General features: G+C 39.8%; 13 protein-coding genes. 6 read left to right on the forward strand and 7 right to left on the reverse strand.

The annotated features are described in order from the left end of the window. Nucleotides 1-580 precede the first annotated feature (580 nt). From truA to DVR12_RS28080, 3 genes are read right to left on the reverse strand one after another with little or no spacing between them, the layout of a single operon-like run. Nucleotides 581-1,342, reverse strand: a complete 762-nt coding sequence (gene truA, locus DVR12_RS25340) for a tRNA pseudouridine(38-40) synthase TruA (protein WP_116978614.1) — start codon at nucleotides 1,340-1,342, stop codon at nucleotides 581-583. Between the two features lie 31 nt (nucleotides 1,343-1,373). Further along, on the reverse strand, nucleotides 1,374-2,828 hold the full coding sequence (locus tag DVR12_RS25345) for a DUF4476 domain-containing protein (RefSeq protein ID WP_116978615.1): 1,455 nt from the start codon (nucleotides 2,826-2,828) through the stop codon (nucleotides 1,374-1,376). A gap of 31 nt (nucleotides 2,829-2,859) precedes the next feature. Further along, on the reverse strand, nucleotides 2,860-3,357 hold the full coding sequence (locus DVR12_RS28080) for a biotin/lipoyl-containing protein (RefSeq protein WP_147323542.1): 498 nt from the start codon (nucleotides 3,355-3,357) through the stop codon (nucleotides 2,860-2,862). A gap of 133 nt (nucleotides 3,358-3,490) precedes the next feature. On the opposite strand from DVR12_RS28080, the gene DVR12_RS25355 reads away from it, so the two are divergent. Further along, nucleotides 3,491-6,037: a M1 family aminopeptidase gene (locus tag DVR12_RS25355; RefSeq protein WP_116978617.1), complete on the forward strand. Its 2,547-nt coding sequence runs from the start codon at nucleotides 3,491-3,493 to the stop codon at nucleotides 6,035-6,037. A 27-nt stretch (nucleotides 6,038-6,064) separates the two neighbouring features. Here the strand turns inward: DVR12_RS25355 and DVR12_RS25360 are convergent, their stop codons facing one another. The 4 genes from DVR12_RS25360 to DVR12_RS25375 are packed head-to-tail and all read right to left on the reverse strand — an operon-like array spanning nucleotide 6,065 to nucleotide 8,905. Next, nucleotides 6,065-7,117 carry a hypothetical protein gene (locus DVR12_RS25360; protein ID WP_158563371.1) on the reverse strand — a complete coding sequence of 351 codons (1,053 nt, stop codon included), beginning with the start codon at nucleotides 7,115-7,117 and terminating at the stop codon, nucleotides 6,065-6,067. Beyond that, on the reverse strand, nucleotides 7,008-7,778 hold the full coding sequence (locus DVR12_RS28050; RefSeq protein ID WP_116978619.1) for a TPM domain-containing protein: 771 nt from the start codon (nucleotides 7,776-7,778) through the stop codon (nucleotides 7,008-7,010). The genes DVR12_RS25360 and DVR12_RS28050 overlap by 110 nt, the downstream gene beginning before the upstream one ends. A 34-nt stretch (nucleotides 7,779-7,812) precedes the next feature. Next, nucleotides 7,813-8,271 carry a TPM domain-containing protein gene (locus DVR12_RS25370; RefSeq protein WP_116978620.1) on the reverse strand — a complete coding sequence of 153 codons (459 nt, stop codon included), beginning with the start codon at nucleotides 8,269-8,271 and terminating at the stop codon, nucleotides 7,813-7,815. Between the two features lie 55 nt (nucleotides 8,272-8,326). Then, nucleotides 8,327-8,905: a LemA family protein gene (locus DVR12_RS25375; RefSeq protein ID WP_116978621.1), complete on the reverse strand. Its 579-nt coding sequence runs from the start codon at nucleotides 8,903-8,905 to the stop codon at nucleotides 8,327-8,329. 386 nt (nucleotides 8,906-9,291) lie between these two features. On the opposite strand from DVR12_RS25375, the gene DVR12_RS25380 reads away from it, so the two are divergent. From DVR12_RS25380 to DVR12_RS25400, 5 genes are all read left to right on the forward strand, one after another. After that, on the forward strand, nucleotides 9,292-9,756 hold the full coding sequence (locus DVR12_RS25380; protein ID WP_116978622.1) for a response regulator: 465 nt from the start codon (nucleotides 9,292-9,294) through the stop codon (nucleotides 9,754-9,756). Nucleotides 9,757-9,878: 122 nt separating this feature from the next. Beyond that, entirely contained in the window at nucleotides 9,879-11,249 is a 1,371-nt protein-coding gene (locus DVR12_RS25385; RefSeq protein ID WP_116978623.1) for a dipeptidase, read from the forward strand. A gap of 125 nt (nucleotides 11,250-11,374) precedes the next feature. Next, on the forward strand, nucleotides 11,375-11,785 hold the full coding sequence (locus tag DVR12_RS25390; RefSeq protein ID WP_116978624.1) for an RNA-binding S4 domain-containing protein: 411 nt from the start codon (nucleotides 11,375-11,377) through the stop codon (nucleotides 11,783-11,785). Between the two features lie 80 nt (nucleotides 11,786-11,865). Then, complete coding sequence (lysA, locus tag DVR12_RS25395) at nucleotides 11,866-13,089, forward strand: diaminopimelate decarboxylase (RefSeq protein ID WP_116978625.1); 1,224 nt, start codon at nucleotides 11,866-11,868, stop codon at nucleotides 13,087-13,089. A gap of 215 nt (nucleotides 13,090-13,304) precedes the next feature. Next, nucleotides 13,305-15,638, forward strand: coding sequence for a GAF domain-containing protein (locus DVR12_RS25400; RefSeq protein ID WP_116978626.1), 2,334 nt, complete (start codon nucleotides 13,305-13,307; stop codon nucleotides 15,636-15,638). The last annotated feature ends 8 nt before the right edge of the window (nucleotides 15,639-15,646 follow it).

Here is a 15,646-nt window from a genome sequence, read left to right on the forward strand (position 1 = left end):
GTTGATACCTGACTAATTTCTCTCGAAATCAATCGGATATTTTTTAATTATGTTTAGCTTAAACATTACCTGTGTTTTGAATCAAACTATCACTAATTTGATTCGTGCTGTTGTTTCCAATCTTTCAAAGAACTTTGATCATTACTGATCATGTTGTTGATGTGTGAGATCCGATCTCTGTGGCCCGTCTGGCCTGCATCTTAAGAACTAATCCCCGTCGTTATCGTTGGGGTTGCAAAGGTAATCAACTTTTCAATTCCACCAAATCTTTTTTTAAAATTTTTATTCAAAGTTTTAAAGATAATCAAATACACTGCCATCAAACGATAGAGACTATTTTTCTTATCCGAAAAAGAAGTGAAAAAATAATGAAATGAAGAACTTTTGTGGTGTGCCTTTCTTTCAAAAGCGGAGCGCAAAGGTAGGCGGTTTTTCAACACTTCCAACTTTTTATTTCAAAAAAAATAGACCAACCAGCTGAAACACTTTACCATAAAGGTTTTCAAGATAAAAAAATTATTCGCTTCTATCATCAACCTACCTAACATCAAAGCATAATCGAAAAAAACATCTACCTAAACTAACGGCTAAAATGAATAGGACTGAGCAATCCTTCGGGATAATGTACCTGCATTAAAAACAGGCCCTGAGGAGGAACAGCAAAATCGGCTCTGGTACAATCCTTACTTTCTATCACGGCCCTGAATTCATCTAAAGTGAGTTTTCCTCTGCCCACTCTCAGCATAGTGCCCACCAATCCACGTACCATACCTCTTAGAAAGCGGTTGGCCCGCACATTATAAGTTATATGCTGCCCTTCTACTGTCCAATATGACTCCATTATATTGCACAAAAAGGTTTTCACCTGTGTATTCCTTTTAGAGAAGGTAGTGAAATCGCTATAGGTAGTTATAATTCGAGCAGCTTCCTGCAGTGCGTCTATATCTATTTTATAAGGAAAGAAGTATCCGCGATCCAGCATAAAAGGATCTTTCCTTGTATATAAGGTATACTCGTAAGATCTGCTTACTGCTGCAAATCTTGAATTAGCATCAGGCGGAACAGCATAAACGCCATTTAGCACGACATCGTCGGGCAAAATGGCGTTTATCTTATATATAAATTGAGGATGTAAAGGAAGGTCGGTATCGAAATGTAAAAAATTCTGATAGGCATTTACCCCTGCATCGGTACGACTGGAGCCAGTACTAACAATTGTATCCCTAAGCAAAGTACTCAAGGCCCTGTCTACCTCTGCCTGCACCGTATGTGCATTTTCCTGCACCTGAAACCCACTGAACCTGGCACCTTTGTATGCCACTTCGATAAAATACCTATTCATAGGCGGCAAAAATAAAGAATCTTGCCGGCATCTACCTGCGGATCATCGATTTAAAGCGCTTCTTAAAATACTCATCGATCAGCAAGCTCTCTAAAGCGCCATATTTTTCAGAATCGTAGACCTTTGAATAGCCTGCTTCCAGCAAGCGATAACGTGTTTCATCGGAAGTTAGTAACTGGCCTAAAGTTTTAATCTGAGCAGACTCCAAACAGTAATTACGGGATTGTTTTCGGAACACTTCGATCATACTATTATCAGAACTAGCCGCTACGAATTTGCGTAATAACTTATGGAAAGTAGCATCGTCCATAATGTTCACGCAATCTGAATTAACCAATCTTGCTGCTTTTTTCTCAGATGTATTGGAAGAAGCATCCTCTGTTTGCTCTATTTCATCTGACTTCTTCTTTTTCTTTTTTGCAGAAGATTTATCATCACTCTCTGCTAATACGCCATAACCACTAGGGTCTGTGATTACATTAGCCGGATGTTCGGTATCATCGAATACTTTACGTTTCTTCTTTTTGCTTTTAGTGCTTGCGCTTTCGTCGATAGCCTCTGGCATAGGGGCAGCATCAACGGTAGATACTACTGTCTTATCTTCCTGTTTATCGTTCTGGAACTCGATAAAGTCGGGATCTGCAGCTCTGGATTTATGTTTCTTACTTTTCTTTGGTTCTTCTTCCGGGTCTGAGTTAGCAGGTTTTACAGCATCTTCAGCTGCACTAACCGCTGCTATCTTGCTTTCTTCAGCCATTACAGATCTTAATAACTCCTTTTCGTCGTCTGTCAGCGGATCGCGTTCTTTCTTTCCTTTAGGAGCCCTGGTAGCGCTGTTATCTTTTGTTTTGGCAACAGGAACATTGATCTCTTCCTCCCCGGTATCGCGGTCGTCGGAAGTAACCACTACTTTATCCAAGGCAGAAGCAAATGAGTTACCGGGCTTAGTGGCAGCAGGTTTCTTAGCCGGACCGGTTACTGTAGCTTTATCACCGAAAGTAGTTTCCAGGTCTTTCTGCAGGTTACTCATCATTTCATCTTTATCTGCAGTAACCTTTTCTGTTTTTACTTCAGCAACCCCTGGTTGCGTATCCGTAGTAGATTCAACAGCATCAGCGGCTGCTAAAGCAGCACCGGCTGGCTTTACTTCCTTAAACGTTTGTAAATTATATAACGCGTAATTCGAACTGCCGGAGCGTTTTAACAGATACCCCTGGTCGGTTTTCACTATTTTCAGATTAAACTGGGCTTCATGCGATTCCTCTTTAGGGAAACCAACAGTAATATTAGCCGTTCCACTTTCTAACTGAGGTAGAATGATATAGCCTCTTTCAGTAGAGCTCAACACTTTGCCATTCTGCTTTACATAAAATGGCTGCCCCTTTTCACTTTGGATATATATATAATAATGCTGCTGGCGTTGGGCTTTTAAAGTTCCCCCTACCATCAGGCATATACAAAGGAATAGTAATGTTTTAAAACGCATATGATGAATTGAAAATAATCCTTTGCAAATATTATTCCAGCACAATTAGTACTTCGTTCTTCTCGACAGCTGTGCGCTCCGATACTTTAATCGCTTTTACTACTGCATCAGAAGTAGCTTTGAAGATATTCTCCATTTTCATGGCTTCGAGGATCAAGACAGGATCTCCTTTTTTGATGGCCTGACCAGGGCTTACCAGGACTTTCAATACCAATCCAGGCATTGGAGCCTTAATATCATTTACTTTTCTGGCCATAGCATCTTTGATTCCCATAGAAGCCAATAGCTGGTCGATTGGTTCTTCTATTGCTACTTCAAATTGCTGTTGATTGATTTGTATAACAAGTGTTTTGCTCTCTTTATCCACTTTCAGGATCTGGGCCTGATAGCTATAACCGTTCATGATTACACTGTAATCGCCTGAAGGCAGTTTTACAGCAGAATAATCTACATCCTGATTGTCACATGTCAGTTTTTTATCAAGGTTGATGGCAAATCCAGATTTGCCATTTACTGTCGCTTTAATCATTATATCTATTTTTAGACGCTGCGGAACAACAAAAATAGCATTTTTAACCACTTAGCTCATTTTTGCCCCATTTGTTTAAATTTGGACCAGTAAAAAATCGTAAGCCGATACTTTTGTTTAAAATAAACTTTACATGAATCAACATTTAAAGCAATCCTTATTGGGAATGCTGATTGGAGGAATGGCCATAACCGGGTATAATTCAACCGCGTTTGCCCAATCCGAGAAAGCAACCCAAACTGACCCCGAATTAAAAATTTACAGGGCTGCTGCCACAAAAATTAACGATCTGGTACATACGAAACTAGATGTACGGTTCGATTATGCCAAAAGATATCTGTACGGTAAAGAATGGGTGACCCTTAAACCTCACTTCTATTCCACCGATAGCTTAACCCTCGATGCCAAAGGGATGGATATTAAAGAGGTAGCCCTGGTAAAAGGAACTACCAACAGCCCTTTGAAGTACACCTATCACGGGATGCAGCTGCGAATTCAGCTAGACAAAACCTATCAGCCTACTGAATCTTACACTATTTACATCAGTTATACCGCCAAACCTGATGAGCTTAAAGTAAAAGGCAGTGCTGCTATTTCAGATGCCAAAGGCTTATACTTCATCAATCCTGATGGTAAAGACCCTAACAAACCAATTCAGATCTGGACACAGGGCGAAACTGAAAGCTCGTCTGTATGGTTCCCAACTATAGATAAAACTAACCAGAAAACTACTGAGGAAATAAGCATGACGGTAGATAAAAAATACGTTACGCTCTCCAACGGTAAGCTGGTTAGTCAGAAAAATAATCCAGACGGTACAAGAACCGATACCTGGAAAATGGATCTTCCACATTCCCCATATTTATTTATGATGGCAGTAGGCGACTATGCTATTGTAAAGGATACCTGGAGAGGTAAGGAAGTTAGCTACTATGTAGAAAAACCTTATGAGAAGTATGCTAAGAACATCTTTGGTAACACACCTGAGATGTTGACCTTCTATTCTAAAATTCTCGGATATGATTATCCATGGGTGAAGTATTCACAAATTACAGGTAGAGACTATGTATCCGGAGCAATGGAAAATACTACAGCTACATTACATGGTGAGTTTATGCAAAAAACTCCGCGTGAATTATTAGATAATAATAATTACAACGAGAGTGTAATTGCTCATGAACTGTTCCACCACTGGTTTGGAGATCTTGTTACTGCTGAATCCTGGAGCAATTTAACAGTTAATGAATCATTTGCTGATTATAGTGAATATTTATGGCTGGAATATAAATATGGAAAAGATGCGGCAGATGAGCACTCATTTGATGCCGGTCAGTCTTATATGTCGATGGTTCAGTACAGCGGAGATAAAGACCTGGTTAGATTCCATTATCGCGATAGAGAAGATATGTTTGATCAGATCACCTATCAGAAAGGTGGACGTATTTTGCATATGCTGAGAAATGCAGTAGGTGACAGCGCTTTCTTTAAATCATTGAATCTTTATCTGCGTACCAACGCGTTTAAATCTACCGAAGCACATCAACTCAGGTTAGCTTTTGAAGAGGTAACCGGCAGAGATATGAATTGGTTCTTCAATCAATGGTATTTCGGTAAAGGTTTTCCACAATTCGATATTAGCTACAACTATAATGATGCGGCTAAAAAAGTAACGGTTATTATTCAACAAATTCAGCGGGAAGATAAAGTATGGCAAATACCATTGGCTATAGATATATATGAAGGTGGTAAAGCAACCAGACATAATGTAACTGTATCCAATCGAGTGGATTCATTTACATTCGCCTATAATACCCGTCCGGATCTTGTAAACGTTGATGCAGAGAAGGTAGTATTATCTAAAACTGATGATCATCGTGCGTTTGCTACATATGTTTATCAATATAACCATGCTCCAAATTACCTGGATCGCAGAATTGCCATTGATGAAGCCTCAGATGCACAAGCAAGTAACCCTGATGCTGTGAAATTATTACAGGCTGCATTAAAAGACAAATATCACGGGCTTCGCAGCTATACTATTTCGAGATTGAGTTTTGACAATGAGAATGTGAAGACAGCAACCCTTCCAATATTAGTGGAACTGGCCAAGCAAGATCCCAGTTCGTTAGTTCGCGCAGCGGCGTTGGATAAACTGGGCGAATTAAAAGATCCGAAGTATACTCCTTTATTTGAGGCAGCTATAAAAGACTCATCCTACAGTGTAGAAGCAGCAGGGCTTGAAGGTTTGGCAGCACTAGACATCAACAAGGCTTATACGATCGCCAAACAATTGTCGAATGATTCCAAAGGCAAACTGATTAATGCCATTACCGGAGTATATGCAAAAAAAGCGAATCCTGAAGATGTTGATTTCGTAGCCAAGAAGTTTGATGCAACCAGTGGACAAGATAAGCTGAATGCGGCTTTTGATTACTTAGGTTTTCTTTCCAAGATCAACAATACAGATGCAGTAATAAAAGGAGTTGACCAGGTGAAAGCAATGACAGAACAGTTCAAAAATTCGCAGGTTAATACCTATATCAGTAACTGGATGCAGGAAATCAGCCGAAAGAAATCTCAGGAATCTACAGCAGTGAGTGGGGATAACAGGGCGGCACTACAAAAGCAAGCCGATTATTTAAAGAAAGCGTCGGAAGAAATTAAAAATGCAATACAATAGAAAAAGCGGGGCAAAAGCTCCGCTTTTTTATTTTTCAACTTCCACTAAAGTATTTCTTGATTGATCCCAGCGCCATGGAGTAGTAGATAATCTAACTCCCCCCAGCCAGCGATGTTCCAACGACACATAATCCAGGTAGTTTTCCTGTTCATCCAACACTTCCTGTCCGAGGCTGGTAATAATAAGAAGTTGTTCTCTTTCATCGATTACGCCTGCGTCAACCATTCTATGTACGAGTACATCCAGTTGGAAGTTGCTAAAGCCATAAATTTCCAGGTCGCGCCAGAAGAGCATATAGAGTTCGTACCAGCGGTAGCTCCCTAGAGCTAACTGGAGGAGGAAATAGCTTTCTATTATGCTTAGTCCGGTTACCGCATCAGGGAATCTTTTGAGGTGGGCAGTAATAGCAGCCGGGATATATTTCAGGTTACCAGTACTCATTTTGCTGATTGTTTCCAACAGCATTGGGGTATCCATGCACCAGGCATCCCAGATATCGGCGGCTAAAGCCAGGTCGTCGGATTGTAATAATATTCTTTTATTGAGGGCTTTGGGCAGATCTTCAGCGGTAGGGTGATGAGGTAAATCTACTATAGATATGGGGAGTTGTTTATCGAACAGACTATTGGCGATGAAATGGAGAATAAAGAGGAGGTTAACCTGTGAGAAGAGGTCATATTCGAACCAGAGAACTATTTCGTCTGTAGAGCTGGCGAAGAAAACCATCTTCTCCAGCTCACGGACAACATGACTATAATAAGTTTTTCTATCTATACCATAATGATACTGCAGGTGTTTTGCTCGGCTTTCGAAAAATGCTGAGAGGTTGTTGGTATATTTTACCTTGCCTTCACACATCATTTCCCGGCAAATGATTATTTCTCCGGAAACCTCACTTTGCCGAAACAAGGTAAGGGCTGAATCTCCATTTAACACATGTAGGTATCTCATAAAATAATTTTCTATGCTATTACCAACTTCCGCTGGCGCCTCCACCGCCACCAGAGCCACCACCAAATCCACCGAAGCCGCCACCGCCACCGGACCAGCCACCACCGCTACTACCACCACCGAAGCCACCGCTTCCGATTACAGGCCAGATCCATCCACCTCTTCTGTTGTAAGTAGTGCCACTTCCGCCTCTGCCACCGCCGCCACCGCGGCTAACGATAGCGATTACAATAACTATCAGCATGATAAGGAGGAATACGCCACCGGGGCTTACATCACTGCTTTTCTTTGGGCTTGCGTGGTATTCTCCTGCAGCTGCTTTTTCGATGGCTGTTACAGCATCATCTAATCCTTTATAGTAGTTACCTTCACGGAAAGCGGGTTTGATATAATTGTTAATGATGTCGTTTGCTATAGCATCCGGCACCACACCTTCCATTCCGTATCCGGTTTCGATTCTGACCTTTCTATCATCAACTGAAACAAGAATAAGCAAGCCATTGTTCTTGTCTTTTGAGCCTATTCCCCAATCTCTTAATATTTTCAGGGCTACCTCACTTATATCATAATCTCCAACGGATTTGATGGTAACGATAGCTATTTGAGTAGAAGTGCTGTCGTTATATGCCACCAATCTTCGTTCCAAAGCCTCATCTTCACTGGCGAGCAATATTTTGGCGAAGTCGGTTACTAAGGTTGGAGGATTAGGTCTTGGAGGGATATTCTGTGCATTGGCGAACAGACCTGTTAATAAAAGTATTCCCGGTAATAACCAGCGTAGTATCCTCATTTTATGAAAACTAATTCGTTAAGAAAGAGTTGTTTTATCTCCCGAACACGATATCATCGGGGAGTTCATTAATATCATCTCCGGCTTCATGGGGAAAGTGGGTGCGTAGAGAGGCTCCTATTTCTTCTATACAAGCTTCGATTCCTTCAACGATTCGGTTGCGTTGGAAGTGACCAATTAGCAGATCTGCTTCTTTTGTCCAGAAATCATTTCCCACTTTATCATGAATTCCCTGATCACCCAGAATGGCAAACTGGTGATCCTTGATAGCAACATACACTAAAACTCCATTGTGTAACCTGGTTTTCCCCATATCTAACGAGTCGAAAACTTCTTTTGCCCGTTGGAGGGGATTAACATACTTACAACGATTTTCAACAAATAGTCGAATTTCTCCGGAGGTTAGGCGTTCTGCCACCCGGATAGCGTGCACCAATCGATTTTTTTCTGCTTCAGAGAAAATCTCTTTTTGTTTAATAAAGGGAATGCGCATGCTATAGATAAGATTTAAGGGCCAGGATATTCTCCTGGCCCTGGTATGTTTTAGATTAGAACTTTACCTGAGGAGCATTTTCAGATCCGGCATTTGCTTCGAAATAAGGCTTCTGTTTAAAGCCAGCTATTCCGGCAATGATGTTATTAGGGAATGTTCTGATGGCGCTGTTGTATTCTTTAACAGCACCATTAAAGTCATTACGTGCTACGTTGATACGATTTTCAGTGCCTTCCAGCTGAGCCTGGAGGTTCTGGAAGTTGGCGTTGGCTTTTAATTCCGGATAATTTTCGGAAACTGCCAGTAAACGGCCCAGAGCGGCACCCAGTTGACCTTGTGCCTGTTGGTATTGTTGTAGTTTTTCAGGAGTCAGATCGGCAGCATCAACTTTAATCTGAGTAGCACTTGCGCGGGCCTGAATAACTTTTTCCAGTGTTTCGGTTTCGAAGTTAGCAGCCCCTTTTACGGTAGCTACGAGGTTAGGAATAAGGTCTGCACGCCGTTGATAACTACTTTGCACGATGCCCCATTTTTCTTTCACGCCTTCATCTTTTGTTACGAGGCTATTGTATTTTCCACAACCAAACAACACTAGAATTGCAGCAATAACGATGACAATGATACCTGTTTTCATCTGAATTAAAATTTAAGTTTAGGTGCCGACGATTATGCAAAACACATTCCGGTTTTGCCCGCTATCGGCGGAAGTAGTTAAATTCTCCGGTGAGTGCTATAAAAAAAGCGGTGAACGCCTAAATTTTATAACTATACGAAAATAGGGAAACTAAGCCACTAAACCGCCCAATGGATAAGGAAACGGCAATTTTTTAAAAAAGTTCATTCATCCTTGAAATATTCACTATAAAACAGTATGTTTATATGTACCTTTGTGATGGTTAAACTGTTTAACGTTTAACCATTGTTTTTAGGGTGAATGGGACAGAATAGGACGCAAAATCGTAATCGAAGGTTTCATTGTTTCTAACTCATTTATTATCAATAATTGGTTAAGTCTGCTAAATGAGTGCACAACACATTCATATACTCTATATAGACGATGAAATACATAACCTAAATGCCTTTAAAGCATCTTTTAGGAGAATGTACAGCGTTGTTACTGCATCTTCGGCTGAAGAGGCAGAGAAGCTACTGTCGGAAAAGGAGTTTCAAATTATTATTTCCGATCAGCGTATGCCTAAAATGACAGGGATTGAGTTTTTTGAATCTATTTTAGATAGATATCCGGAACCAATCAGAATGTTACTTACAGGATATGCCGACATTAATGCAGTGGTGGATGCTATTAACAAAGGACAGGTATATAAATACTTTTCCAAGCCCTGGAATGAGGATGAGTTAAAGCATAACATCGACAAAGCCTATGAGGTATATGCCCTTAGAAAAGAAAATCGGGAATTAACCGCCAAATTGCTAGATGTAAATCAAAAGCTGGAATTTCTTGTTAGGCAAAAGCTTATTTCTTAAGTTCCTGCAATTTTATCGCATCAAAACAATTACATCCCCCGAAATTTACCCAGTTGGAAAAAATTTCCAAATGTTGTTTTTCCGTTAACTTGCACCACATTGTGAACTTAATTTCCTGAATCATGCAAGTTTGGAAAGACTACCAGGCAGAAAATAAAGATCGTTTTCTGGATGAATTACTGGCGTTATTACGCATTCCTTCTGTGAGTGCAGATTCCCGGTACAATGAAGATACCCGCCAATGTGCAGAAGCTGTGAAACAACGCCTGCAGGAAGCTGGTGCCGATAAAGTGGAAGTATGCCCGACAGCAGGGCATCCGATTGTATACGGAGAAAAAATCATAGACCCTTCTCTACCTACCGTATTAGTATACGGACACTATGACGTACAACCAGCAGACCCACTGGAATTATGGCATAGCGGCCCATTCGAGCCAGTTATTAAAGACGGTAATATATATGCCCGTGGTAGTGCGGATGACAAAGGACAGTTTTACATGCATGTAAAAGCCTTTGAAACTATGAACAAAACCAATACCCTCCCATGTAATATCAAATTTATGATTGAAGGAGAGGAAGAAGTTGGTTCTGCAAATCTGGGCATCTTCATAAAAGACAATAAAGAAAGATTAAAAGCCGATGTAGTATTGATTTCCGATACTTCTATGATCAGCCTCGAAAATCCATCTATTGATACTGGCCTACGTGGTCTGGCATATATGGAAGTAGAAGTTACCGGCCCGAACCGCGACCTGCATAGCGGCGTTTATGGCGGTGCTGTTGCCAATCCGGCTACCATCCTTGCTAAGATGATCGCTTCATTGCACGATGAAAATAACCACATTACCATTCCAGGTTTCTACGATAAAGTACATAATCTGAGCGATGCCGACAGAGCTGCTCTTAATGCTGCACCATTTGATGAAGCAGAATATAAGAAAGATCTTGGCGTAGATGAACTGTGGGGCGAAAAAGGCTATAGCACTATAGAAAGAACCGGTATCCGTCCAACATTGGAGGTAAACGGTATCTGGGGAGGTTATACCGGTGAAGGTTCTAAAACCGTATTGCCATCAAAAGCATTTGCCAAAATCTCTATGCGTCTGGTACCAGACCAGGACTGGCACGAAATCTCAGACCTGTTTGCCAAACATTTTGAAGCTATTGCTCCCAAAAGCGTAAAAGTAAAGGTGACGAAACATCATGGAGGTAGCCCTTATGTTACCCCAACTGATGCTGTAGCCTTTAAAGCCGCTCAAAAAGCAATCCACAGCACATTTGGCAAAGACCCGATCCCGGTTCGTGGTGGAGGAAGTATTCCTATCGTTGCTTTATTTGAAAAGGAATTAGGCCTGAAAACCATCCTGATGGGCTTCGGTTTGGATAGCGATAACCTGCACTCTCCTAATGAGAAATACGGGTTAGCTAACTACTATAAGGGAATTGAAACCATCCCTTACTTCCATCAGTTTTTTGCTGAAATGAGTAAATAAGATCAGAGGAAACTCTTATCAATATAAGGATTGGAGCGGATTTTAAAAATACAGGGATAAACTTTGTATTTTTAATGTCTTCTCCGATCCTTTGTTTTTTCGGAAAATGACTAGTAGAAAAGATTATGAGTAATACAACAACAGAAAAAGTACGTGTAGATAAATATCTCTGGTCTATACGCGTATTTAAAACCAGGAACCAGGCATCCAATGCCTGTGATACAGGTAAAGTGAAGATGAACGGAACAGCCGTAAAGGCCGCAAAAGCTGTATCCATAGGAGATAAATTTGAAATCAGAGGAGAAAACCGTAAATGGGTTATTGAGGTTGCCGGTATTATCTCCAACAGAGTAGCATATAGCGAAGCCATTAAATATTATATAGATACAACCCCAGATGAAGGCAAGCTGGATGTTGCCTTTATTCCTTCTGCCTTCCAGACAGGAAAGCGCCAAAGTAAAATAGGAAGGCCCACCAAGAAAGACCGTCGTAATATCGAAGGGTTTATGGAAGGTGGAGACGAAAATGAAGACTAATCAGGGTTTCTCTGATTTTCTACAATTTTTCACTTTTGCGTAGTAATTTTGCCAGCTCATTCTTAAAATAAGGATTATCAATGCCTAAACAAAGCGACGTACTCTCTGCAGATTTCCTAGTGAAAGTAGCAGAAGAATTTGGTACCCCGGTATATGTATATCATGCCGAAAAGATTAAAAATCAATACGAAAAGCTGCAAAAGGCTTTTCAGAAGACTAACACCCGCTTTTTTTACGCCTGTAAGGCATTGACCAATATCAATATCCTTAAGTATATCAATTCTATAGGATGTGGACTGGACACTGTATCTATACAGGAAGTACAATTGGGGCTTAAAGCCGGATTTGATCCAAAGAATATCATTTTTACCCCTAACTGCGTAGACTTACAGGAAATTATTGCAGCAAAGGAACTGGGAGTTATTATCAATATTGATAATCTGTCTATTCTTGAGCAATTTGGTAATAAGTTCGGAGGAAGTTATCCTATCTGTATTCGTCTGAACCCTCATATCATGGCAGGTGGAAATTTCAAGATTTCTACAGGCCATATCGACAGCAAGTTTGGGATTTCTATACACCAGATGCGCCATATCGAACGAATCATCAATTCAACAAAACTGAAAGTTACCGGCCTGCATATGCATACAGGTTCGGAAATCAAGGATGTTGATGTATTCCTCCGTGGAGTGGAAGTGATGTTCGAAATGGTACAGCATTTCCCTGACCTGGAATCAATTGATCTGGGAAGTGGTTTTAAAGTAGCTTACCAACAGGGCGATCCTGAAACTGATATTGATTTGTTGGGCAAAAAACTCAGCGAAACCTTTAATAACTTCGCTAAGTCGTATGTTCGCCCATTAGAGCTTTGGTTTGAACCAGGAAAGTTCCTGGTAAGCCAGGCGGGTTACTTTGTAGTAAAGGCTAACGTAATTAAACAAACTACAGCTAATGTATTTGTAGGTGTAAATTCAGGATTTAATCACCTGATCCGCCCTATGTTCTACGAAGCTTTCCATCTTATTCGTAATATTTCTAACCCTAAAGGTACTGAGCGCATTTACACTGTAGTAGGTAATATTTGCGAAACAGATACTTTTGGTTGGGATAGAAAGATTAATGAAGTAAGAGAAGGAGACTATCTTGTTTTCTACAATGCAGGAGCTTATGGATTTGAAATGTCATCCAATTTCAATTCCCGATTAAAACCAGCAGAGGTAATGATTAAAGACGGAAAACCATTCCTGATCCGTAAAAGAGATACATTAGAAGATTTGCTGAAGAATCAAATTGAAATACAATAAATTATAAGTTATTTATTTTTCTGGTTTAGGATTGAGGTCTTAAACCAGAAAAATATTAACGCAATTATATAAAATATCGTTCCTACCTTTACGTCAACAATCTTAACCCTCCTTCTGTTTTTCCTGCACTGTATAACTGTTATAGTAGTCAATTTTATTTAATAAGAGATTATCTGGCATTATAAAAGATAGCCTTTGGATATAATTATACGAGCATGAAAGTTTTAACAGCACACCCCGGTTTATTTAACGACGATAATGTAATTGAGTCAAATATATCGTTTGTACCTTTTTTGAACTTCCTTAGAGAAAAAGTTTCAGAAGAAGTTGCAGACCCACGTTCTTCTTTCTATAAAATAATCATAGATAAATTTGAGAGTAACCCGGATACCTTAAAGCCAATTTCTGATTCTACAGATTTATCTAAATATAAAGAGTATCTCGATCTGGTAACAGCAGCTATATTTCCGGTAACTACCAATACGGAAACAGATATTTATGGAATTGGTGTACCATATCGATTTGCTATTTTCTATTATTCTGATCTGTTTAAGAAACTTTTTTCAGATGATGGAAAAGATCTGGTAGCAGTTCCGGAAGGTATTTCAGTTCAACAGGTTAAGAAAGACAAAATTACCTGGCTTTACAAACTGATTCTGGAGAAGTTATATCATTTCCCAATGAACTATAAGAATGATATAATTCATACACTTACTGCACCAGATGGAAGCAAACGTTTTGTAAAAGTAAATATCGATCCCCGGTTTGTAGATGTTAAAGTAAAAGGAGATCTCCCACCATTGGATTACAAGCTTTTTTGCTCCAAACAGGTGACACCGGAATCGATGATGAATCTCCTCCCCCCTTCTATGTTTGAATTGGAAGGTTTTGTTATCTGGACCGTCAAAGATGTAACTCAATCTGAAAGTCTGAATACCATCAAATCACTGGTCATGAATATGAAATCCAGTAATGAGGTAGAAAGCTATCATACGGTAGAAAGACTTATTCCTACAATACTGGGCATTCCTGAAATTACGGCACATCTGGTTCCATTCCCTGTTGTGAATGGTAAAAATGTACTGGAAGAGCAGTTTGCTACTACAGATCCGATTTTAGGAATTGGCAATAAAAAGCAACAGCAACATTTCTTTCAGCTGGTTCTTGAACAATTAAAGAAGAACCCTAACCCACTTGTTATACCAGATGTGGATGAAGCAGCTATTGCAGCACATCCATTCCTGAAATATCTGCCGATCAAAAACATTAAGAGCTTCCTGTTATGCCCAATTACTCATAAAAAGGAAGTACTTGGAATGCTGGAACTGGCTTGCAGTACACCAAATGCGTTATCTGCAGATCCATTATGGAGGTTACAGAATACCTATCCATTGCTGGTACTCATGCTAAACAGAAGTATGGGCATTTTAGAGAGCAGATTAAATGAAGTGATTAAAGATCAGTTTACTGCCTTACAGCCGGCTGTGGAATGGAAGTTCGTGGATGCTGCCTGGAACTATCTGCTAACACCGGAAGACGAACGAAAAGATATTGAGAGCATCTCTTTTGATGAAGTATATCCATTATATGGGGCTATAGACATTCGTAATTCATCTGTGCAACAAGGCAACGCCATCAGGGAAGATTTGCAGGAACAGCTGGAACTAATTCGAGATACTTTAGTGGCCATTGGCCAAACCATTCATTTGCCCTTACTGGAGGAGTTATTATTTAAGACCAATGATTTTCTAAATGGCTTAGATAATAGTCTGGTAGCCGGAGAAGATATGAAAGTAAATGAGTTTATGAAACAGGAAATTCAGCCGGTGCTGGAGCATTTATGTGATGGCAATGATGAATTAAAACCTTTGTTGGAAAACTATTTCGCTAAAATTGATAAAACAGAAGGTCATGTATTCAAGCACAGAAGAGAATATGAAGAAAGCCTGTCTGCCATCAATTCTGCCATCAGCCAGTATTTAGAGAAAGAAAGAGGCTATATTCAACAAAGCTTTCCCTGCTATTTTGAAAAATACAGAACTGATGGTGTTGAGTATACTATTTACATAGGTCAATCTATTGCTCATGAAAAGAAATTCGACAACTTATATCTGCGAAATTTAAGACTCTGGCAATTATCGTCTATGGCCCATATTGCAAGGCTTACACAGAAGATAGGTCCTAAGCTTAAAATTCCGTTAGAAACTACCCAGATGATTTTAATGCACAGCACTCCTATTACTATCAGCTTCCGAAGCGATGAAAGAAGATTTGATGTGGAGGGTGCATATAATATCCGATATGAAATTATAAAGAAGAGAATAGATAAAGTACATATTAAAGATACCGGCGAAAGACTTACCCAGCCAGGAACTATAGCTATGGTATATTCCTATGTACGTGAAATGGAAGAGTTAAAAAAATACATCACCTTCCTTCAAAGTAAAAATATATTAGGACCGGAGATAGAAGAATTGGAACTTGAAGAATTACAGGGAGTAAGTGGATTAAAAGCCCTGAGAGTAAAAGTAAATATGGATCAACAATAAATTTGTTT

The sequence above is a fragment of the Chitinophaga silvatica genome (assembly GCF_003419895.1).
Taxonomy (GTDB): domain Bacteria; phylum Bacteroidota; class Bacteroidia; order Chitinophagales; family Chitinophagaceae; genus Chitinophaga; species Chitinophaga silvatica.